The following is a 22,863-nucleotide window of genomic DNA, read 5'->3' on the forward strand; positions in this document are numbered from 1 at the left end:
GCCAGCCAGACAGGAGAAACAGATTGACCGAAATCCGCCAAGGCACCGCCGCGTTCGGCCATCCGGGTTTACCGCCAAACTGGACTGAGGGGGCCAAAGAAGGTGTCGGCACCGCATATAATTCCCTCAGCCGGGTGTGGTTCACCCTGGCCGGCGGTATTATTACCGAAGTCTATTACCCGACCATTGACCGGCCACAGGTACGCGACCTGACGTTGCTCATTACCGATGGGGAAACTTTCTTTCAGGCGGAAAATACCCATCTGTTTACCGAAACCCGCACCAACTCACCAACCAGTCTAAGCTATCAGATTATCAACTCTGACCCTGACGGACGTTATGCCATCACCAAGAATGTTATTGCCGATCCGTCATCTGCCTGTGTTTTACAGAATGTTAGACTAGCCGGAGCTCCCGATTTCCTATCCAGGCTTAGGCTTTATGTCCAATGCGCCCCGCACCTCAATGTCAGCGGCTGGCACAATAACGGCATGGTGATTGAATCAGCCGGCCGCACCATGCTGGCTGCCGAAAAAGACGGCGTTTGGATGGTGCTGGGCGCAAACATTCCGTTCAAACGGGTTTCCTGCGGCTATTCCGGTGTCAGCGATGGCTGGACCGACATAAGCGACAACTTCCAGATGGATTGGGAGTATGCTGAAGCCCGGGATGGCAATATCGCCTTAACCGCCGAACTGGATTTCAACCCGAAAGCTGATTTTACCCTGGGACTGGCTTTGGGTGATAGCTTGCAGCACGCCGTCACCAATCTTTTCCAGGCCCTGGCACTGCCCTTCAAGGACCGTCAGAAAATTTATGACCAACAATGGCAGCAACGAAATACTGCGCTACGTAAACTAGGGGAATACTCCGGCGATACCGGCAACCTCTATCATGCCGGCACCAGTCTGCTGGCGGCCCACGAGGATAAGACCTACCCCGGAGCTTTTATTGCCTCGCTTGCTATCCCCTGGGGGACCAGCCGCGGCGGCGATGAAGAAGCCGGCGGTTACCACCTGGTCTGGACCAGGGATTTGGTAAATTCAGTCACCGGACTGCTGGCCGCCGGGGACAGCGAAGCCGCCCGTCGGGCCCTGATCTATTTGGCAGCCGCCCAGCACTCTGATGGCAATTTCCCCCAGAACTTCTGGCTGGACGGCCAACCGTATTGGGAGGGCGTCCAACTGGACGAAGTAGCCTTCCCGATAATATTGGCCCGAAAGCTTCATCAATCCGGCATAAAGTCAGATTTTGACGACTATGAAATAGTAAAACGGGCCGCCGGTTTTCTGGTCAACTACGGCCCGGCCACCCAACAGGAACGCTGGGAGGAAAACTCCGGGTATTCTCCCTCTACTCTGGCGTCCAATATCGCCGCGTTGATCTGTGCGGCAGCTTTTTGCCGGGAGAAAGACGACACCGCCACCGCTGAATTCCTGGAAGATTACGCAGATTTCTTAGAAAGCCACTTGGAAAAATGGACCGTGACCAACCAGGGAACATTGGTTTGTAATCTACCGCGGCATTACATTCGTATCAATCCAGTTGCCATTGACGACCCGCATCCCGATGACTCGCCGGATAATAAAATACTTACCATCCGCAATCACCCCTCCGGTGAAAAAAGCGAGTTTGAAGCTCCCGACATCGTTGATGCCGGCTTTCTGGAATTGGTGCGCTACGGCATTCGCCGCCCGGACGATCAACTTATTGAAGACTCGCTTAAGGTGGTTGATGCCGTGCTCAAAACACAAACACCATTCGGACCGGTGTGGCGCCGCTATAACCATGACGGTTACGGGCAACGGCTGGACGGCTCGGATTATCAGGGCTGGGGATTCGGTCACGGCTGGCCATTGCTGACCGGAGAACGGGCTCATTATGAACTGGCTGCCGGGCGGGATATCACCTCGTATCTGGAGGCGTTAGAGGGCTTTTCTTCTTATACAGGTTTACTGCCGGAACAGGTTTGGATAAAAGATGACCTGACGGAGGCCGGAATGTACCTTGGCCGCCCGACCGGGGCGGCGATGCCACTGATATGGGCTCATGCTGAATACATTAAACTGCTGCGGTCCAAGGCAGATGGGGTGATTTTTGACCTGATTCCGGAGGTGGCCGCCCGTTATCTGACTGACAGAAAGTCGGCCGGCTGCCATGAAGTCTGGAAGTTTAACTACCGCCCCCAACATGTTAAACCCGGCGAACGGTTAAGAATCCAGACTCAGGCAGCCTTCCGCCTGGTTTGGACCATGAACGACTGGCAAACCGTCAATCAGGACGACGCAGTTGCAACCGCAGTAGGTATATATTATGTTGACTTAATAGCCGTCAATGATTCGGTGAGCCCGATTCGGTTCACTTTTTACTGGACGGCTAGTGAACATTGGGAAGGCCGGGATTTTGAAGTGGCGATATCAAGTTAATTAAAGGAGCAAGTCTATGAAAATCGGTATCATTGGGCTGGGTAAGATGGGTGGTAATATAACCCGGCGTCTTATCAGAGCAGGGCACGAAGTGGTAGCCTGGGATCCGGTCATCGAAGCAGTGACGGCCGTCGGCAATGAAGGGGCGCAGGTCGCTTCATCGGTGGAAGATATGGTTTCCAAACTAGCCGCACCCCGGGCAGTCTGGGTGATGGTACCCTCCGGACAGCCGACTGAAGAAACCCTGAATAAACTGGCACAATTGCTGACAGCCGGTGATACTGTCATTGACGGCGGTAACTCCAATTATAAAGACAGCATGCGCCGCGCCGGCAAGCTGGCCCAGAAGGGTATTGCATTATTGGATACCGGGACCAGCGGCGGTGTCTGGGGATTGAATGAGGGCTACTGCCTGATGGTCGGCGGCACCTCAGAGGCCTTCAAAGCACTGGAGCCGATATTTCAAGCCCTGGCGCCCTCTCAAGAGCATGGCTATGCCCATGTCGGAGCATCGGGTGCCGGGCATTTTGTTAAAATGGTTCACAACGGTATTGAATACGGCCTGATGCAAGCCTATGCAGAAGGCTTTGAGCTGATGAAGGCCAAAGACGATTTTGGGCTGGATATGGCTCAAATAGCCGAGTTATGGCGCTATGGCAGTGTCGTACGCTCCTGGCTGTTGGACCTGGGCGCGGCCGCCCTTAAAGACAATCCGGAACTGGACAACCTGGCATCCTGGGTGGCTGATTCCGGCGAAGGCCGCTGGACGGTGACAGAAGCCGTCGATCTGGGAGTGCCTTTGCCGGTAATTACGCTGGCACTCCAGTCACGTTTCCGTTCCCGTCAGGAGCAACCATTTTCCGGCAAACTGCTGGCAGCTCTCAGACAGCAATTCGGCGGCCATGCGGTCAGGGAAGCCAAACCATAAGACTTCTATAAGGCAGTAATTAAGGAGGCTGGTACATGATAGGGATAGGCATGATCCGGGGAGAAAGCGGAGTAACCGAATTCAAGCTCCCCAAGCCGCGTATTAAGGCAGATGACGAAGTGCTTATCAAGGTCCGGGAAGTCGGACTTGACGGTACTGATTTCGGTATATTAGCCAAGGGGGCGCCTGACATTGCCCCCGGCGCCGACAGCATGGTGCTGGGTCATGAAATGACCGGCTTCGTTGAAGAAATCGGTTCTGCAGTCACTACGGTTAAACCCGGGGACCTGGTCACAGTAACCGTCCGTCGCGGCTGCGGCATTTGCCACCCCTGTCTGGAAAACCAGAGCGACATGTGCATGACCGGTCTTTACACCGAACGCGGCATCCATAAATTGGATGGTTTTTTGACCGAATTCGTGGTGGATAAAGAGCAGTATGTGGTTAAAGTCCCTGGTGATTGCACCGACATGGCAGTACTTTCAGAACCACTGTCAATTGTGGCTAAGGGTATTGAGCAGATCCGGCTGATACAGAGCCGGATGCCCTGGAACTGCGCCCATCCGGATCACAGCTTCAGCTCGCCCATGTGGGGCGGCTGTAAGATTGCCATGGTTATCGGCGCCGGGCCACTTGGGCTGATGGCTGCGGCCCAGCTTCGGTTAGCCGAAGCGACGGTTATCGTCACCGATATCGTTCCCGAAAATCACCCCAAAGCCAGGTTGGCCGGTTATCTGGAAGCACAGTATATCAACGTCAAAGGACTGAACGCCGCGCAAATCATGAACCATGATGCCATTCGGGGCGAACGTTTGGACGTTATTATTGAGGCTTCGGGTGCCTCTAATTTCGCGCTGGAACTGGTTAACTACATGTCCCGCAGCAGCATCTATGTCATGACCGGCATCCCGCAGCAAGAGCAAATGGTCTGCGTTGACGCAGCTTCCATTCTTCGTCAAATCGTACGTTTCAATCAGGTAATTGTCGGCAGCGTTAATTCCAATCGCCACCACTTTGAGTCAATAATGCAGATCATCCCTGAGATAAAACGACGCTTTCCGGAACTGCGCGACCGGGTGCTGACCGACCGATATCCGCTGAGCGAATATCGGCGCGCCTTCACAGAAAAATCATCCGAGGGTATCAAGACCGTCATTGACCTAGCCTGAGGCAATTACCGAATCATATTAAATACACAAAATGATTATTCTAATTCCGGGTCGGGTTCCGCTTCACAGCGGCGTTCGATAAGCTCCCACCGGACCATGCCGTCTTCTATCAGCTGGCGGATGCGCTTCTGAGCCGGGGTCAGCTGTGGGTTCTGACCACTCTTGATCTCCATGATAACGATTTCCCGAGGGTCTCCGGCAGCCAGACCGGGGAAAACCACCAGGTCAATGGGGCTACCGATAAAGCGCGCCTCGGTTGGGTCATACCGGAATTCCGGCAAGTAAGGAGCCATTTGCTCGGTAAAACGACCGCCCAGAACCGCTCGGCTCTGGTTGACCGCCTGCTTTGATACCCGGGAGACTTCGGATTGCCAATATTCCTGCTCCTGTCGCTGCCAGTCCCGAAACCGGACCTCAAACCGCCATTTGATGAGATAGTAGTTGACGGTGATTATCAAAAAGGCCGCCACTGTTGCCAAAACAATAATCAGCGGCGTGTCCACTAACTACTCCCTGGTTTGGTGAGAGGTTCGCCGGCTTGACACAACGGACATTTTTCCGGCGGGTAAGCCGGAGTCGCCGCCTTCAGACAGGCAAAAAGCGGAATACCGCCAAAGACCAACGGTTTTTCGGAGCGGTCTACCAGAATACCGATGCCCCGAACGTCGGCTTGATGACGGTTAAGAGCCTCAATTACTTCACGGGTACTCTTGCCGGTGGTCAGCACATCATCAACAATCAAGACACGCTGACCGGGATCAATCCTAAAACCGCGACGAAACTGACGTTCCCCGGATTCAACTTTTTCAGCAAAGGCAGCCGGCAGTCCCATCTGACGGGCGACTTCAAAAGCCAGAATGATACCACCGGTGGTCGGGCCGACCACCAGTGCAATCCCTTGGTCACGGAATTGGTCGGCAATCAGACCGCAAAGCGGTACCGCAGCTGCAGGATTTTCAATAATCCGGAATTTCTCCCAATAGACCGGGGAGTGCAGTCCGGAGGTCAGCTTGAAATGCCCGTTGAGCACCGCCCCGGATTTAATAAACAACTCTTCAACATTATTTATTTTTTTGTCCATCAGGCCTTGTCCCTTCCCGGCCAAAGGAGCAACGGCAACAGCAAAGCTCCGGCACCGACATCTTCAAATGTGTGATTCGGCGCTCCCCCGAAGCTGCCCAGCGGCCAGAAAACTATCCAGGCTTTGCCATGAATATCATCCCGCTTGATCGTCCAACCTTGTGATGAATCCAGACTAACCGGACGGTTATCGCCCCGAACGTAGTATTCACCCGCCGGCACGGTTATCAGCGCGAGAGTCTTACTGTCCCGATTGACAATGTATGGTTCATCAAGTAATTGGTCGTTAATATAAATATATCCATCAATGACCTCCACTGTTTCCCCGGGCATGCCGATAATGCGCTTAATAAATTCCCGGCCGTCATTATACGGAGAAGGAAAAACAATGATGTCGCCGCGTTCCGGTTCACCGAAGGTATAAGCCACCTTACTGACCAGCAACCGGTCAGCATCGTTCATATTGGGCGCCATACTGCTACCATCAACGATTGAGTTTTGTAAGGTGAACTGGAACAGGATAAAAATCGCCAGTGCGCCGACCAGAATGTAGGCGAGTTCTATTAGTGCGGCTTTAACTGCTTTCAAAATTACTCCTTGAACGGAGGTATTATAACAAACTCTTTTTAGATTTACATTGACACGAACCAAAGACAGTCATAGAATGGCTAATATTGCATTGTATGGGCTCGATAGTCCAAAACTGGGTCAGGAGGCGAAACGTATGAGTACCGGATTTCGGAATTTTATGATTGCGGCCTTAGTTGTTTTACTGGGTTTGAGCGGATTCAGCAGTTATACGGCAACCCAGACGAGGTCTGATTTACAAGACGCTCAAGATGACATTACCAGCCTGACTAGTCAGTTATCCACAGCGCAATCAACCATTAACAGCCTTCAGAACCAAGTCGGCGAGAACAACGAAGATATCGCCTCTATCATCGCCAGAAACAACGCTGTAGAGACAGCAGCGGCGAAGGCCCTGCCTTCTATGGTTTATATTGAAACACCCTATGGATCAGGTTCGGGGGTTATAATGGACGCCGTCAACGGCTACATCCTTACCAACAAGCACGTCGTGGAAGGCGCGACAGAGGCGAGAGTGATAACTCAAGACCGTAAAATCTATGACGTCGTGAACATCTGGCAGGATTCTTTGATGGATCTGGCAGTTGTTGAGATAGATGCCAATGGTCTGACCGCGGCCGAATTTGGAAACACATCAAACTTGAGGGTCGGGGATACGATTGTAGCCTTAGGCAACCCCCTGGGGTACTCGCCTGCTGATTACGGCAGTACCGTCACCGCAGGTATCGTCAGCAATTTATTGAGTTACTGGTATTTTTCGGCTGATTACTGGTACCCGGACCTCATCCAATATGACGTTTTTATCACCAATGGCAACAGCGGCGGGCCGCTGATAAACCTTGACGGCGAAGTCATCGGCATCAATAGTCTAGGGGAAGAGGCCGGCATTAATTATGCCATCAACGTTGCCACTGCTGAACGCGTCTATAACAACCTGATCACTTCACACCAGAGCATTCATCCATATTTAGGTGTTGATGTCTGGGACTACGAACAACCAGTCCCCGGTGACCCCTTTGCAACCCAACTGCTGGGTGCAGAAGTGTTTGATGTTGTCATTGGGTCACCAGCGGATGGCATCGGGCTTGAAATTGGAGACGTCATTCTCAGTGCCAACGGACAAACCATCGGACTGTCAATTGAATTTATACGGTTACTGTGGCGATTGAACGTGGGCGATACATTAACGCTGACGGGCCAACGCGACACAACGGAATTAAACTTAACGGTTGTCCTGGGAGAGAGACCGGCTACTGCTGAACCGTATATATTCTAGTTCCGAGTGTTTATAAAGAAGGCCGCGGGATTCACCGGCGGCCTTCTTTGTTTGGGTAGCCTAAAAGATTTTCATAACTGTCAACACCCCCAGTATGGCCAGAAACCAGGGCAGGATGAAAGACACCTTCTCTCGTTCAATTTTCCGGGCTAAAATAATGCCTGCCTGGGCGCCGATAATCACCCCCGGTATGGCAAACAAGGCAATCCGCACGATGGTATCAATGTCGCTGGAAGAAGCGGTGGAAAAATAAGAAATATTAAAAATGGAAGCCGTCAGCGCCGTGACGGCAATAACAAAAACCGAAGTGCCCGCCGCCAGCGCAGGTCCCATACCCAGCTTCTTCACAAAATTATAGCCGTTGAGTTCCCCTAACCCGGCAGACACCAAACCGACCATCAAACCACCGAAAGAACTGCTGATAAAAAGCCATGGATTCTGCCTAAAATCCCGCCAATAGTCATACCGAAGGCGTCTGATAGCCTCAGGGCTATCATGCGGATGCAAAGGCGTATTGGAAGGGGTGATGCCGCTTTCTTTGTGCAGGAAGGCTGCGGCCAATAAAAATAATAGCAGAGCCAGCCCAAATTCCAATACCTGCCCGGGTAAGTTTTTACCAATAAGCGCACCGACAATAGCAAATAATGTCGTCAGCGGCAAAATACGGGAGCCCAAATGGAAATTAACCATACCTTTCTTGGCAAACCCGATGAATCCGCTGCTGAAACCGGCAACTTCAATTAAAATACCCAACGCTATGGCGATATCAATGCGCAATGACAACGCAATGGCGAAAAATGGAGAAAAAAGCACCGCACCGCCGACACCGAAAAACATAGCGATGGCGGCAATCGCGACTGCCACTGGAAACATGAACCAATAAGAAAATATTTCCATTTATACCAGTTTATATATGATGGCCTGTTCAGGCAAACCAGCTTGTACGCAGGCCAATTTGACCGAGGCCAGTAACGCCCCCTGTGATGCCCCCCGGTATAAATGTGACCGACAGCAGCAGTCGGAACAGCCGAAGCCCGGCACCGGCGTCAAATCAGGGAGGCCACGCGCCACCTCGCATTCGTGCCGCTTTTCTGCTGCCGCCGAAACCACGCCGATCACCGTTCCGTACTCCAGCAAATAATCAACATGCCAGTGTTTGTGTTTGAAAGTAGAAAGATGCCTCTTTATCCGGGCTTCTAGCCCGTTCATCGCTGAACCGACGTAGGCGTAGTATCCAGCATCCATTTGAAACACCTTACGGCGAGTCTGAACGATAACCGCACTCGGCAACTTAATCAGCAGAACATATATACCTTTTTTCATAATCAGATAAACTTGATTATAGCAACAGCCGAGCCATTTTGACATCGTGCGTCGTTTAATCAATAATCGTCCATTCTATGGAAATATCGCTGATAATACTGATCATTATAGCCGCGCTGGCGGCTTCTACGGTTGCGGCGGTCGCCGGCTTTGGCGGAGCAATAATCATGCTGCCGGTGCTGGTACTGGCTTTCGGGGTCCAGGATGCCATCCCCATCCTGACCATATCCCAGCTCATGGGCAACCTGTGGCGGGTTATCCTGAACCGGACCGAGTTAGACTGGGCGGTAGTCCGCCGTTTCGCTCTGGGGGCAATACCTGCCGCCACCATCGGCGGAATAATATTTGCCACCGCTCCGGCAACAGCTTTGACACGGGTACTGGGAATATTCCTATTGTTGATCATCGTGTACCGTCATACCAACTGGGGCAAAAACCAGCGCATGAACTTGAAAGGATTCCTGCCGTTGGGTGCTGCCGGCGGTTTGATGTCGGCTATAATGGGCGTTGTCGGTCCGGTAGCGGCGCCATTCTTCCTGGCATACGGGTTGGTCAAAGGTGCCTATATCGGCACTGAAGCTATGACCACCGTTGTCATGCATATTACCAAGCTGGGTGTTTACGGTGGATACAACCTGTTGAGCCTGAATACGGTGCTGATTGGACTGAGCATCGGCGCAGTAATGTTCCTAGGCACTTTTCTGGGCAAACAGCTGCTGGACAGGGTCTCAGACAGGGTTTTCCCCTATATCATTGAGGGTGTGCTATTGATTTCAGGCATTCTGTTCATAGTCGGGGGCTAGCCCCCGACTATTCCTTCACCGCTTCTTTATACCCGAACGCGAGCACCTGTATTACAAATAATTTTTATCCCCTATCCCCGTCATTCATCCGCCGTTATATATGGTGAAACTATTTAACAAGGAGAATTATGATGAACAAGAAATTTCTGGTGTTGCTCTCGGCAGTAATGCTGGTGGCTCTCGGATTGGGCGCCGCCGGTTGCGCTGCTACGCCGGCTGCGACCGGCAACAATCAGCAATCTGGAATCTGGGTGAGCGGCAACGGCAAAGTGTCGGTAACCCCGGACACCGCCAATATCTCGCTTGGAGTCCAGGTGGAAGCGGTAAACTTGAGCGACGCCAACCAGCAGACTGCTGATGCCATGGACGCGGTAATTGCCGTCGTAAAAGCTCACGGAGTGCCAGACAAGGATATCAAAACTCAAGGCTTCAGCGTTTATCCGGTGTATGATTATGACAAGGATACCGGGCGAAGCTTTATCCGGGGTTATCAGGTTTCCAATACGGTTGAAGTTAAAGTTCGTGTCATTGACCAAACCGGTAGCGTTATTGACGCCGCAGTAGCCGCAGGCGGCAACGCCGTGCGGGTAAACAACATCTATTTCAGCATTGACGACCTGGCCGGGGCTCAGGATGATGCCCGCGAGCTGGCATTGCTGGATGCCAAGGCCAAGGCAGAGCAAATTGCCCGGGTAACCGGCGTCAGCCTGGGCAAGGTAACTTATGTCGCTGAAACCTCCAGCGGCGGTGCAAGAGTGGAAGCCCCTGCCTTTGACAACAAAGAAGGCTCCGTCACCCCAATCCTGCCCGGAGAAACTGCTGTGACTGTCACCGTTCAGGTTATCTATAATATCAAATAGCGTTTCCCAGCCTTCTGGAGATAGAAAAAGCGCCCCACATTCGGGGCGCTTTTTCTTGTACCTTAAACTGTAATTTACCCTTTGGTCAGTTTGGCAAAACTCAACAACAGCTTTTTCAACCCAACCGTCTTGAAAGACACCACGATCTCGTGGTCGTTCTTGACCGGCATAGTACTGATAACTACGCCATCACCGAAAATTGGATGACTGACCTGGTCGCCGGTTTTAAACAGCGGAGCCACTGGTCTATCCGACTTAACCGGCCGACCGGCTGAAACAACTGGAGCCATTGAGGTAGCCGGTCGCCTAGTTTCCATCCGGGGAGGTGTTTGGGCCTGACGGGTGGAATATTCATAAATTTTCTTGACACCAGTTTGCGTTTTAGGCGCATCCGCTTTTGGCAGAGATCCGGTGGTCAGGTCTGACCGGATAGCACCCAGGAATCGCGACGGCTCATTGACCTTGCTGCTGCCCATCATACTACGCCGGAAAGCCCGCAAAAGATATAGACGCTGTCGAGCCCGGGTCACCCCGACGTAGCACAGACGGCGCTCCTCCTCCATTTGAGAAGGATCTTCCAGTGAACGGAAATGGGGCAGGACACTTTCCTCCATGCCGACAATAAACACCACCGGAAACTCCAGGCCCTTGGCCTGATGGAGAGTAATCAGGGTTACGCCACCTTCGTTCTCTTTAAGATTATCTACGTCTGAAACCAGACTGACGCTTTCCAGAAAGAAGCTCAGTGCATCGCCCGATGGCAGATTATTGAACTGTTCCGCAACCGTACGCAGTTCAGCGATATTCTCCAGCCGTTCCTCGGCATCAGGTTGAGTTTTTAAATACAACTGATAACCGCTGCGCTCCAAAATTTCTCCAAACAACTGAAGCAGAGACAACTGGCGACTGTCTTCAATAAGCGTCTGTATCAGCCGATAAAAATGGTCAAAGGCAGCCAGCGCACGGGAAGTCAGCGGCGGTTTGTCATCGCTGCTTGAGGCGGCCTCAAGGGCTTGCCAAAGAGTCAGGTCCCGCTGCCGGGCCCAGGCTTGCATGTCCACGATGGATTTGTCACCAATGCCGCGGGTGGGCACATTGATTATGCGCATCAGGCTGACCGAATCTGCAGGATTGTGAATCAACCGAAAGTAGGCAACAAGGTCTTTGACCTCACGCCGTTCGTAGAACCGGGTACCGGCTACCAGTTTATAGGGAACACCGTAATGGATAAAAGATTCTTCCAGAACCCGGCTCTGAGCGTTGGTGCGGTAAAGGACAGCCATATCAGCCAGACGGTATTTACCCGACGCGCTCATGCGCTCTGCTTCCCTGACCACTATCTGTGCCTCCTCCTGTTCATTGTAGGCTTCAATGAGGCACACCTTGTCGCCCGGTTCATTCTGCGTCCACAGCTTGATTTCTTTACGCTCCCGATTGTCGGCGATAATACCCGAAGCCACTTGAAGGATAGTATCAGTGGAGCGGTAATTCTGCTCAAGATAGTGGACCGACCGGTCAGGAAAGTCGCGTTCAAAATTAAAGACATTTCTCAAGTCTGCCGCCCGCCAAGAATAGATAGACTGGTCAGGGTCGCCGACAACGGCAATATTACGGTGATGCCCGGACAACTGCTTAACCAATTCATACTGCACCAGGTTGGTATCCTGAAACTCATCCACCATGATATGAACGTAACGTTCCTGATAGCGTTTCAGTACCGACGGCTGCCGCTGAAACAGAAAAACTGTTTTCAGGAGCAAATCATCAAAGTCCACGGCATTGTTCGCTCGGAGCATTTTTTCGTAGTGCTCATACATCCGGACGACAATTTCATCAAAATAGCTGTGGGATTTATCCCGAAATCTTTCTGGAGTCTGTAACTGGCTCTTGGCATGAGAAATAGCCGATGCAATCTTTTTCAGCGGAAATTTCTTAGGGTCAACACCAATCTCTTCAGCGGCCCGTTTTAGCAGTTTTTCCTGATCGTCGGCATCAAAAATGACAAAATCACGGTTAATACCGATGGCTTCACCCTCGCGGCGCAGGATTCCGGCGCAGATAGAGTGAAAGGTGCCCATAGTGATGTCTTTAATGGAACCAGGCGCCAGCTTTTCCAGGCGTTCCTTCATCTCCCTGGCTGCCTTATTGGTAAAGGTTACCGCTAAAATATGATAAGGCCTGATACCAACCACATTAATCAAATAGGCGATGCGGTAAGTAATGACCCGGGTCTTACCGGACCCGGGGCCGGCGACAATAAGAACTGGCCCGTCAATTGATTCAACCGCTTTACGCTGGTCAGGGTTTAAGGCGTTAAGTAATTCTGTATTCAAAGCCGCCCATTATAGCATTATTGACGGTCTTGATTCAGGTGAGGTTGATGAATATTTCAATTATGTTCAGAAATTAAAAGCGGGAGGGTTGTGTACCCTCCCGCTCATTATGATGGGGTTTGAAGGGACCTACCAGCTCTTAACGCCGAACCCCAACAATGAATCTTCCTTCCAATTGCTCAGATTACGACTCCACCAGGCCAGGTGCTCTTCATCGCTCCGCTGATCGCTATACCCCATTACTTTGTCCATTTCAGCAAAGAAGCCGTTGAAAAGCGTAGTCGTTGCAGCGGTAGCCCTGATGACTGGATGAATAATCGCGTCTTCAGGATGATTAAACGGGCAAATGGTATGACAATTAACGCAATCGAAAGGTCCGCCAAAATCATTACAGGCTGTCCAATTCATCGGCCAGCATTGGTGACCGGGATTATTGGCCGAGTCCACCGTATCCCAAGTCTGTTCTGTATCCAAAGACAAGGCTTTGGACGGACAGTTTTCAGCGCATCGTTTACATGACTTACAGAAATTTACTACTCCAGCATCAATTGGACGAGTAGCTGCCAATGGCATGTCAGTAACGGCGAAATCGCAATAACGAATCATATTACCGTAATCCGGCGAGCACGCATGACTAGCGCGCCCCTGTTCAACAATTCCCGCAAAAACCCCAAAAGGCACATTAGCCGTTGCTGCCGGTTTAAGGGCTTGATACCCCAGCCCTTTGATAAATTTGGTGAGCTGATTTCTGACCTGTGGAGCATGCGAATATGCCTGATTCTCCGCTGCCTTACCCTGACGGAAAACCGTATTGTACCAAGGGTCCTTTGGATTATTACGTAGTGCCAAAGTAGACATATAGTAATTCTGCTTAACCAGCCACACCAGAATATATTTGCACTTATTCGGTACGTGATACACACCCTGCTCGTCAATAAACCCCGTATCAATATCTTCCCAAACGACGTTACCATCAAACAACCGCTTCATATGCTCGTTAATAACGATGGCGCCGACTCTGGGCGCACCGTAAAAATGAGCTGCCGCGCGGCACGTCTGGAGATTTTCCTCCGGAGAGCCTTGCCATGGCCCGGTGGCTCCGCGGGATTCCGGCGAGGAAGCGCTATTTGAGTCCCAAGGTATAGCGGGTGCATTCCCCCCGGTTGCCCCGTCAAGTGACAAGTCCCGAAGGGTGGTACCAGGCCAGTTATTTAAAATGCCCTGCTTATGGCGTTCGGCTCGGGCTTCTCGCAATTTAGGGCTCATCGGACCAGTAGCAAACATATCAGGCCCCGGATGTGCTTTCCGATCATAGGACCGCCAAACATTCCAATCTACAGGCGAGGTGATATCCTCATATTCATTTTCGTTAATCCACCATCTCTTATAGGGATGGGTTGCCTCGGACGAAGTCAATTCATCAATGTCGTTGAATTTTGGACTGACCAGAGACGCTGCGCCCAGACCGGCTCCGGCCAATCCCAGTCCTTTCATGAACTCACGGCGGCTGACGGTTGAATGGTAAATAGACATACAATTTTCTCCCTTTCATTTTTTAGTTCAGATTCGTTCGCAAGTTGATTTTCATTATAGTTACACTCGTCCAGCACCTCCTAGCCTACCGTTTTATCACCAAGATATATCTTTTTATAACCAGTCGTAAAATTATACCCTGTTTTCTCTTCTTGTCAATACATTTTTGCCCCAATTTGCCTGAAAGGTACCCGTTCCTTCATAATTCACTCACTTTGGAAAATGCAATCATTGTGATTATCATTGCCTTTGTCATCTTTATGGTGTTATGGGTCATCGCCGGTGTGTACCGGCATCTGCAATAGCCAGGTAAACTAATCGGAAATATATTTTGAAGATACTGCTGGTTAATCCCGCTAATAAAGACAAGGCCATTTTTGGCCATCACTCGGTCTTCCCCAACAGCCTGTTGTATATCGCCGTGGTGCTGGAACAGGCAGGGCACGAAGTGCTGATTTATGATAATCAGGTGGACCGGCGCGACCCGGAAGATTTTCAGGAGTTTAACCCTGATATCGTCGGCTTTTCGGTTTTAACCGGTCCTATAATACGGGAGGCACTGGACCAGTCAGCCGCCTTCAAACGGCTTAATCCGAAGGTTAAAATCGTCTGGGGCAGCGCCCACCCCAGTGTCCTGCCGGAACAGACCATTGCCGAAGAGGTCATTGATTTTGTGGTCGTCGGTGCCGGTGAATATACTCTGCGGGAATTGGTGGCAGAGCTTGAGTCACCGGAACCACATCTGGAAAATATCAGCGGACTAGTCTGGAAACGCGGCCGAGAAACAGTAATAAACCGCCCGCGGCCATTCATTGACAACCTGGACGAACTGCCCGACCCTGCCTGGCACCTGATTGAGGTACCGAAATACTGGGACAAAGCACTCAATACCAGCCGGGGCTGTCCCGGAAAGTGCACCTTTTGCTACAGCCCGTTATTCCACAAAGACTATATCGGTGAACTTTCGGCTGAACGTATCTTCGCCCAGATGGAAATCCTGTACCAGCGATACGACATCCGGTTCATCCGCTTTTTTGAAGACACTTTTACCGGCAACCGGGACCGATTACGGAAATTCTGCCGCCTGATGATTGAGCGGAAGTTGCCGGTATATTGGGACTGTGATTCCCGCATCGGTTTGACAGATGACGACATCTCGCTGATGTCCCGCGCCGGGTGCGTTTCAGTCGGTCTGGGGGTGGAAACCGGATCAACCAGAATGCTTAAGTTCATCAAAAAGGGTATCGGTGTTGAAACCGTAGTAAAGACAGTCGCCCGACTGGTAAAACACCGCATCATGCCCCGGCTTTACTTCATTGCCGAATTACCAACCGAAACGGTGGACGATTTCCGACAAACCCAGGCGCTCATTCGCCGACTGGGGCGGCCGCCATACCAGTACATGCCCTATATGCCATTCCCCTGTACCGAGTTATACAACTATTGTGTCAAAGAACGATTGCTTAAACCACCCCAAAATCTAAAGCAGTGGGCGGACATGACCAATTTATCGGCAATGAACTCTCACTATCTGGAAATCCCCCGGGATATGATTGACGGCGCCTTCGCTGACCTTTATAACGGTTACTTCTTGCGGCCGTTATGGTTCAGCCTTAAACGTATGCCGCTCTATTTTACACGGCTGAAACCAACGCCGCCGGAGCTGTGGCGGGGCTTCAGGCGTTTCCTGAAATACTGGCGTTCAAGTCCTTGAACGCTCAATTACACATTCTAAACATCATTTAACAAACAAACGGCTCCGTATCCAATCGCGGTTGACCGATAACACCAGAAACGCTACGCTTTTACAAACACGCCAATGCGAGAGGTAGCCTGGCTTTATGACCAAAATAGTTAAACGGGAACTTGTCGGTGAAAGCCACGGTATCAGAGCGGAAATTGTCACCCATAACGTCTGGCCTCTGGAAGCCAATACTCTGGTATTGCAGCTACCGGAACCGCGGCCGGCCCTGACCGCCTATCAGGGCTATCGGCGAGTATCGGCCATATGCAATTTTTATCACCCGCAGGACCTTTGGTATGTCATGGATAACCGCCGTCTGACCTTCGGCCACTACTTCCGCTGGATTCACCGTGAACCGCTACTGGCAATTGTGCCGGGTCAGCAGGCGGCAGTACTGTCCACCGGCGTTAATATGGACCGGCAAGCCGTGGCAGAAGAATCTTTTGAAGAAGTGTGGGTGCAGGTCTGGGCAACGGCCGGCGTCAAAACCAACGCCATCCGGGTCGGCCGGGATACCGCATTCGGTATTGAACGCGGCGGCAACTGGCAACCGTTTGAGGAACAGGATTTCCCGTCTCCCGGCACCATCAACATTATTGTGCTCACCAGCGCCAAATTAGGACAGGCAGCATTGGCTTCAGCATTTATCACCATTACCGAGGCTAAAACAGCGGCACTGCTGGACCTTGATGTTCGCAGTTCTTATCACCCGGAGTGGCAGGCAACCGGCACCAGTACTGATCAGATCTGCGTGGTGTCCGGCGACGGTGATGAGTGCTGGCACGTTTCCGGCCAGGTCAAACTGGGAGAGCTTATGGCCCGTGCGGTTACCAAAGCGGTAACTGAAGCGATAAATAATTCCCGCACCGCCGACGTTTAATCTAACGCCTTAACAGGCTGGAATGTCAATGTCGGCAGCGCCCCGGCTTTTTCAGCGGCTGACTCTGAAACTACTCCGCACTATGGACAAGCTCAATCGGAACCACGGTCTGTGAACGACATTCAATATGCGTTAGACAATACCGTAAAGGCAGACTACAATAAAATTATGAATAACCGCTCCGGTAAACTGCTGACCAAGTCCAAGTTCATGGCCGGACTGCAATGCCCGCGTTATTTATGGTTTTATGTCAACGAGCCGCAACGGCTGCCGCCACCGGATATGGTCACCCAGCATACATTTGACCAGGGTCACGAGGTGGGCGAACTGGCGAAGCAGCTTTTTCCAGCCGGGATTGATATGGCCGGACTGGGTTTCAGGGAGATGTTAACCAAAACATCGGCCTGCCTCCGGGAACGCAATCCCATCTTTGAAGCCGCCATCCAGTCAGGTCAGCTATACGCCCGAATAGATATCCTTTCACCGTCGGCGGACGGCACCTGGGACATCGTTGAAGTTAAAAGCGGTACCTCGGTCAAGGATGAAAACATCGCCGATGTCGCTTTTCAGCGCTATGTCTGTACCCAGTACGGCCTCCGTGTTAATCGCTGCCGGTTGATGTACTTAAACCGGGAATTTATTAAACACGGTGAAATTGATCCGGCGGAACTTTTCCTGGATACGAATATCACCGAGGAAGTGGCTGAACTTACCGGCGGCATGGCTGATATGGTTGAAGACATGTTGCTGACGATGGCAGGCACACCCCCCGACCCGATCATCAGCCGTGCCTGTAATTCTCCCTATACCTGTCCGCTAAAAAATGAATGCTGGCAGGCACTTCCGGAGAATCCGGTGACGGGGTTGTACCGGATCGGCGACAAGATAGACGGACTATTACGACGGGGTATCACGGCCATCACCGAAATCCCGGAGGATTTTGAATTAAACGACAAACAACAGATACAACAGCATTGTATCCGAGCAGGTCAGCCGCACGTCAATATCAGAGAAATAGCCTCATTTCTGGAGCAGTTGCCTTATCCCCATTATTATCTGGACTTTGAGACCTTCGCTACCGCTGTTCCCCGGTTTGACGGTACAAGGCCGTACCAGAACATCCCCTTTCAATTCTCACTGCACATTACCGCCGATGAAAAAAGCCCGCTGGAGCACCATCACTTTTTGTATCAGGGAAACGCTGACCCCCGGCCCGAGTTCGTCAGTGCGCTGCATTCAGCCATGGGCGAGGGCGGCCGGGTCATTGTCTATAACCAAAGTTTTGAACAAAAAATAATGGAGGAACTGGTGGCGGAATTCCCTGATTACCGGGAATGGGTGACTGACGTTGTAGCCCGAATGGCCGACCTTATCATCCCCTTTCGGGCATTTCACTATTATCATCCGGCCCAGCAAGGCAGCGCCTCGCTCAAATATGTCCTACCGGCGCTGACTGGCATCGGTTACGACCGCCTCAATATCAGCAACGGCCAAATCGCCAGTCTGAAATATTTTCAAGCAGCCTTCGGCAACGACACCCCGGCTGAAGCCAAAACCGCCCTGTTTGAAGACCTTTTGGAGTACTGCGGCCAAGATACGGAAGGCATGGTGCGCATCATTGAGGTACTGCGGGGGTTGGTGGCCGACTCAAACAGTACTAATGACATGGCTTGAATATACTTAGGTACTATTGACGCCGGTGACATCGGCTGTTACTGTTAATTCCGGAGGAAAGTACCATGTCCGTTCCTTTGGAAAAATTACTGGAATTCATCGTCGCCCGCAACGCGACTGATCTGCATCTGACCGTACCCAGCGTGCCGGTGCTGCGCATAGACGGAGAACTCATCCCCCTACCGGAAATCCCGCCGCTGACGCCGGAAGAATTGGAAACAATCTTTGAACGCATTACCACCGACGACCAGAAAACGGCTTTCGCTAAACGTCGGGAATTGGATTTCACTTATAGCATGAGCGGCATCGCCCGTTTCCGAGTCAGTGCTATCCGGCAACGAGGTTCCATCAGTCTGGCCATCCGGCCAATTCCATTCAAAATCCCCTCCATTGACGAGTTTGAACTGCCACAGATCTGTAAATCACTCATTACCAAACCGCGGGGATTAATCCTGATTACCGGAGCCGCCGGCACCGGTAAATCCACCACCCTGGCGGCCATGATTAACCACCTCAACGAAACAGTCAAGCGTAATATCGTCACCGTTGAAGACCCGATTGAGTTTTTATTCCCCAACAAACAATGTCTCATCCGTCAGCGCGATCTGGGTGACGATACCATATCCTTCGCCACTGCGCTGGTGCATAATCTGAGACATGACCCGGATGTGCTTGTCATCGGTGAAATGCGGGACCTTGATACCATCAGCACCGCGATTACGGCCGCAGAAACCGGGCATCTGGTGATTGCTACCCTGCACACGGTGGACGCCGCCCAGACCATTGACCGAGTGGTGGACGTATTTCCGCCGGAACAACAGCGCCAGATACGCTACCAGGTGTCCCAGGTTCTTTTGGCGGTACTATCCCAGAAACTGCTCCATCGCCTCACCGGTGGGCGTATCGCCGCATTTGAAATAATGTTAAACAACCCAGTGGTATCGCGGCTGATCCGGGATGAAAAGGTTTTTGACCTGCAATCCAATATTGAGGTCAGCACCAAGGATGGCATGCGGACAATGGATCAGGCTTTAGCCAGCCTAATTCGCCATAACGTCATCAGCCGAGATGAAGGCATTCTTCACGCCACCAGTCCGGCCAGACTGCAGCAACTACTATTGCCGGATTATGACCCTCATCGTTAAGATGTGAATTTTCAGCCAACCAGCCGGCGATTTTCTCGGAAACGGGGGGCGGAGGTCTTTTCTTCCCCGTATGCAAACAGACTCTCAAATCCGGCCAAAATTCGGTCCATGATAATAGCCAAAAAGGCCGCCGGAATAACTCCCTGAAGAATATAGGCGACATTATCCTGGGCCAAGCCGGCGACCACCGGCATCCCCAGGCCGCCGGCACCGATCACGGCCCCAATCATTGCGGTGCCGATATTAATGATAACCGAAATGCGTATGCCCGTCAGGATTACCCGCGCCGACAGTGGTAATTCAACGCGAAACAACGTTTGTCCCCGGTTCATCCCCAGCCCCCGGGCGGCATCAACAGCGGCAAATGGAACCGCTTGAATACCGGCAATGGTATTACGGACCACCGGCAGCAGGCCGTATAGAAAAAGAGCCAATACGGTTGGCTTTAAGCCAAACCCCAGCACCGGTACCGCCAGAGCCAGGACGGCCACGGGTGGAAAGGTCTGACCGATGGACACCAGGTTATTGACAATCGGCTGAAAGCTGAGCCCGGAACGACGGGTAACCCAGATACCCAGCGGTAACCCGATAACCATGGTCAAACCGCTGGATAAAGCTACCAACCGCAAGTGTTCCAGTGTTAACTGCCACAGCGAAGTTCGAGTATAAAGCACCTGCCTTTCATCCGGAAACAGGTACTCTAAGCCGGCGGACCACCATTGCGGGTTGGCGATTATGACTAAAAATACAATCACCCCGGCGGTGATAATCAGCCATCCCCGGAGGCGATTGTTCAACCCTCGCCCTCCGCGGTAGCCTTTTCAATATCGCTCATACGGATTTCACCCAGTAACCGGTTGCCGCGGTCAATGACCGGCATGTTTTTAATCCCCTGACTGAGCATCCGGGATAAAACTTCTTTAAAGGACGCATTCTCCCCAACCGCCAGGTCATCCGGAGCCACCCTTTCCACGACCTCGGCGGGCGTGACGCCCGGTTTGATCATCGTCCGATCCAGCCAACCCAGCAACTGGCCGTCTGTGCCGGTAACCCACACCCAGCGGCAGGTACGGCACGCCTCGGCTGTTTCTGCCGCCGAGGCGGTAATGGCTACCGAAGGCGCCGGATGAATAAACGGTAAAATGTTGATGCGGGACAGCCGCTTCAGCGCTCGATCAGACCCCACAAAATCATGAACAAACTTATCCGCCGGGTGGCGTAGCACGTTTTCAGGGGTATCGTACTGTACCAATTTACCGGCGCGCATGATGGCAATGCGGTCGGCCAGCCGAATAGCCTCATCAAGGTCATGCGTAACTAAAATAACCGACTTTTTAAGCTGCCGCTGGATATCTAAAAATTGGTTCTGTAACCGTTCTCTGGTTAAAGTGTCAACCGCTCCGAAAGGTTCATCCATTAATAGTATCGGCGGATCAGCCGCTAGTGCCCGGGCCACTCCCACCCTTTGGGCTTCTCCGCCGGACAACTGGTGTGGGTATTTGGTGGCGTGGGTCTCAGCATTAAGCCCAACCAGCTTTAGAAGTTCCTTAACCCGAGCGCCGATCCGCCCCTTATCCCAACCCAGCAACTCCGGCACCACCGCGATATTACCGGCCACCGTCATATGTGGAAAAAGCCCAACACTTTGGATGGCGTACCCGATGGAACGGCGCAGTTCTGCGGGACGCCGGTCGCTGATGTCATGCCCATCAATCAAAATCCGGCCGGAAGTCGGCTCAATCAACCGGTTGATCATCCGTAAAGTGGTGGTTTTACCGCAGCCCGAAGGCCCGATAATAACGGCGACTTCGCCGTCGCCCACCGTGAGGGACAAACCGTTAACGGCCGGGGCAGCTGTCTGCGGATAGGTTTTGGTGAGTTCTTTCAGTTCAATCATGAATTGCTCCGCTTTAGTCCCCGGGGCGAGCCAAAACTTACAGCCAAACGCATCAGGCCGTCCACGATGACAGCCATGAATATAATCGGCAATGTCCCAAGCAGTATCATGTCCGGAGCCGCCTGGCCCAGCCCTTGAAATATGAACCAGCCCAACCCGCCGGCTCCGATGAGGGCGGCCACCGCGGTCAGACCCACTGCCTGTACCGAGGCAATGCTGATGCCCTCCAGAACCAGCGGTGCAGCCAGCGGTATTTCAATACGCCGAAAAAGCTGACCGCGATTCATCCCCATGCCGGCACCGGCATCCATGACTGCGGGGTCAATCTGCTTCAAACCAAGAAAGGTATTCCGTACGATCGGTAATAACGCGTAGATAAATAAAGCGATAATCGCCGGGGCTGCGCCGATACCCCGGATTCCAAGTTCCCGCAAAAATGGAAATTGAAAAGACAAAAAGGATAAAGGCGCAATCATCAATCCGAAAAGTGCCAGACTGGGAACGGTTTGCGTGATATTGGTAACGGCGAAAATATATTTTTCTGTCCGGCGGCGGCGCGCTGCCCAGATACCCAGACCGACTCCGGCCAGCGCGGCAGCGGCCACGCTGGCCCCGGCTAGAACCAGGTGGCGAATAAGTTCCTGCCCGAAACGTTCATGGTTGGCGGCGTACTCCCGCATCACCGACAGGTCATCAAAGGCACCCCCGGCCAGCATCAGAATCAAAACTAAACTACCAGACAAAGCCACGGCCAGCTGCCGCCAGCGCCGTCCGCTTAAATTTCTGTAAGCTGTAAAAACAACAAAATAAACCGCCAGCAGCGTCAGCCATACGCCACCGCCCAGGGCTACCCGGGTAGAAGGCCCGGCACCGTCCAGTAACCCGGCAGCTGCAGATGAGATAAACAGCCCGGTTAGAATCAGTATCAAATTAGCCGTCAAGCCCAGCAAGGGATAGGTAAACCGCCATTGCCTGAAAAAAGAAAGCAACAAACAGGCCAGCCAGAGAATAAGCAATATCAAAAAAGCACCGCTACCGGCGGCGGAGGCCACGCTGAAATACTCACCTTCGGCCAGCCTGTTTGCTTTCAATGTGAACCAGCCGGCGGATAGTGAGGCGATACCAAACACGGAGCCGACAACGGCGACGCTGTCGGCTCCTGTATTTATGTGGGGCAACCTGAATTTCACAGGCTCTCCTGAAT

The 22,863-nt window shown here is 52.2% G+C and carries 20 protein-coding genes; 10 read left to right on the forward strand and 10 right to left on the reverse strand.

The window, feature by feature from the left end; genetic code table 11:
- Positions 1-23 precede the first annotated feature (23 nt).
- Genes V8247_RS00300 through V8247_RS00310 form a run of 3 tightly spaced genes read left to right on the forward strand, consistent with a single transcriptional unit; the run spans position 24 to position 4,523 of the window.
- On the forward strand, positions 24-2,426 hold the full coding sequence (locus V8247_RS00300; protein WP_338737591.1) for a glycoside hydrolase family 15 protein: 2,403 nt from the start codon (positions 24-26) through the stop codon (positions 2,424-2,426).
- Positions 2,427-2,442: 16 nt separating this feature from the next.
- Entirely contained in the window at positions 2,443-3,354 is a 912-nt protein-coding gene (gene gnd / locus V8247_RS00305) for a phosphogluconate dehydrogenase (NAD(+)-dependent, decarboxylating) (protein WP_338737593.1), read from the forward strand.
- 35 nt (positions 3,355-3,389) lie between these two features.
- Positions 3,390-4,523, forward strand: coding sequence for an alcohol dehydrogenase catalytic domain-containing protein (locus V8247_RS00310; RefSeq protein ID WP_338737595.1), 1,134 nt, complete (start codon positions 3,390-3,392; stop codon positions 4,521-4,523).
- Between the two features lie 35 nt (positions 4,524-4,558).
- Here V8247_RS00310 and V8247_RS00315 read toward each other — a convergent pair whose 3' ends face one another.
- Genes V8247_RS00315 through lepB form a run of 3 tightly spaced genes read right to left on the reverse strand, consistent with a single transcriptional unit; the run spans position 4,559 to position 6,191 of the window.
- Positions 4,559-5,026 (reverse strand): Holliday junction resolvase-like protein, encoded by a 468-nt coding sequence (locus V8247_RS00315; RefSeq protein ID WP_338737597.1) that lies wholly within the window; start codon positions 5,024-5,026, stop codon positions 4,559-4,561.
- On the reverse strand, positions 5,026-5,604 hold the full coding sequence (pyrE, locus tag V8247_RS00320) for an orotate phosphoribosyltransferase (RefSeq protein ID WP_338737599.1): 579 nt from the start codon (positions 5,602-5,604) through the stop codon (positions 5,026-5,028). Before pyrE ends, V8247_RS00315 begins: the two co-directional genes overlap by 1 nt.
- Complete coding sequence (gene lepB, locus V8247_RS00325; RefSeq protein WP_338737601.1) at positions 5,604-6,191, reverse strand: signal peptidase I; 588 nt, start codon at positions 6,189-6,191, stop codon at positions 5,604-5,606. The genes pyrE and lepB overlap by 1 nt, the downstream gene beginning before the upstream one ends.
- A gap of 76 nt (positions 6,192-6,267) precedes the next feature.
- Between lepB and V8247_RS00330 the strand changes: the two genes are divergently transcribed.
- Positions 6,268-7,467, forward strand: a complete 1,200-nt coding sequence (locus V8247_RS00330) for a trypsin-like peptidase domain-containing protein (RefSeq protein ID WP_338737603.1) — start codon at positions 6,268-6,270, stop codon at positions 7,465-7,467.
- 60 nt (positions 7,468-7,527) lie between these two features.
- Here the strand turns inward: V8247_RS00330 and V8247_RS00335 are convergent, their stop codons facing one another.
- On the reverse strand, positions 7,528-8,364 hold the full coding sequence (locus tag V8247_RS00335; RefSeq protein ID WP_338737605.1) for a sulfite exporter TauE/SafE family protein: 837 nt from the start codon (positions 8,362-8,364) through the stop codon (positions 7,528-7,530).
- Positions 8,365-8,790: a GIY-YIG nuclease family protein gene (locus V8247_RS00340; RefSeq protein ID WP_338737607.1), complete on the reverse strand. Its 426-nt coding sequence runs from the start codon at positions 8,788-8,790 to the stop codon at positions 8,365-8,367.
- Positions 8,791-8,867: 77 nt separating this feature from the next.
- On the opposite strand from V8247_RS00340, the gene V8247_RS00345 reads away from it, so the two are divergent.
- Entirely contained in the window at positions 8,868-9,593 is a 726-nt protein-coding gene (locus V8247_RS00345) for a sulfite exporter TauE/SafE family protein (protein WP_338737609.1), read from the forward strand.
- Between the two features lie 131 nt (positions 9,594-9,724).
- Positions 9,725-10,453 carry an SIMPL domain-containing protein gene (locus tag V8247_RS00350; RefSeq protein WP_338737611.1) on the forward strand — a complete coding sequence of 243 codons (729 nt, stop codon included), beginning with the start codon at positions 9,725-9,727 and terminating at the stop codon, positions 10,451-10,453.
- A 74-nt stretch (positions 10,454-10,527) separates the two neighbouring features.
- Here the strand turns inward: V8247_RS00350 and V8247_RS00355 are convergent, their stop codons facing one another.
- Positions 10,528-12,786, reverse strand: coding sequence for a UvrD-helicase domain-containing protein (locus V8247_RS00355; protein ID WP_338737613.1), 2,259 nt, complete (start codon positions 12,784-12,786; stop codon positions 10,528-10,530).
- A gap of 129 nt (positions 12,787-12,915) precedes the next feature.
- The gene (locus V8247_RS00360; RefSeq protein WP_338737615.1) at positions 12,916-14,319 is read right to left on the reverse strand and encodes a reductive dehalogenase; all 1,404 of its coding nucleotides are present in this window, start codon (positions 14,317-14,319) and stop codon (positions 12,916-12,918) included.
- 331 nt (positions 14,320-14,650) lie between these two features.
- Here V8247_RS00360 and V8247_RS00365 point away from each other — a divergent pair, with 331 nt between their 5' ends.
- The 4 genes from V8247_RS00365 to V8247_RS00380 all read left to right on the forward strand — a co-directional run bounded on the left by V8247_RS00365 (position 14,651) and on the right by V8247_RS00380 (position 19,762).
- Positions 14,651-16,033 (forward strand): B12-binding domain-containing radical SAM protein, encoded by a 1,383-nt coding sequence (locus tag V8247_RS00365; RefSeq protein ID WP_338737617.1) that lies wholly within the window; start codon positions 14,651-14,653, stop codon positions 16,031-16,033.
- A gap of 127 nt (positions 16,034-16,160) precedes the next feature.
- Positions 16,161-16,943: an adenosylcobinamide amidohydrolase gene (locus tag V8247_RS00370; protein ID WP_338737619.1), complete on the forward strand. Its 783-nt coding sequence runs from the start codon at positions 16,161-16,163 to the stop codon at positions 16,941-16,943.
- A 168-nt stretch (positions 16,944-17,111) separates the two neighbouring features.
- Entirely contained in the window at positions 17,112-18,617 is a 1,506-nt protein-coding gene (locus V8247_RS00375; protein WP_338737621.1) for a DUF2779 domain-containing protein, read from the forward strand.
- Positions 18,618-18,682: 65 nt separating this feature from the next.
- Positions 18,683-19,762 carry a PilT/PilU family type 4a pilus ATPase gene (locus V8247_RS00380; RefSeq protein WP_338737623.1) on the forward strand — a complete coding sequence of 360 codons (1,080 nt, stop codon included), beginning with the start codon at positions 18,683-18,685 and terminating at the stop codon, positions 19,760-19,762.
- An 11-nt stretch (positions 19,763-19,773) separates the two neighbouring features.
- Here V8247_RS00380 and V8247_RS00385 read toward each other — a convergent pair whose 3' ends face one another.
- The 3 genes from V8247_RS00385 to V8247_RS00395 are packed head-to-tail and all read right to left on the reverse strand — an operon-like array spanning position 19,774 to position 22,849.
- Positions 19,774-20,559: an ABC transporter permease gene (locus tag V8247_RS00385; protein ID WP_338737625.1), complete on the reverse strand. Its 786-nt coding sequence runs from the start codon at positions 20,557-20,559 to the stop codon at positions 19,774-19,776.
- Complete coding sequence (locus tag V8247_RS00390) at positions 20,556-21,659, reverse strand: ABC transporter ATP-binding protein (RefSeq protein ID WP_338737627.1); 1,104 nt, start codon at positions 21,657-21,659, stop codon at positions 20,556-20,558. The genes V8247_RS00385 and V8247_RS00390 overlap by 4 nt, the downstream gene beginning before the upstream one ends.
- The gene (locus V8247_RS00395) at positions 21,656-22,849 is read right to left on the reverse strand and encodes an ABC transporter permease (protein WP_338737629.1); all 1,194 of its coding nucleotides are present in this window, start codon (positions 22,847-22,849) and stop codon (positions 21,656-21,658) included. Before V8247_RS00395 ends, V8247_RS00390 begins: the two co-directional genes overlap by 4 nt.
- Positions 22,850-22,863: the final 14 nt, after the last annotated feature.

This window comes from Dehalogenimonas sp. W (assembly GCF_037094495.1).
GTDB lineage: Bacteria > Chloroflexota > Dehalococcoidia > Dehalococcoidales > Dehalococcoidaceae > Dehalogenimonas > Dehalogenimonas loeffleri.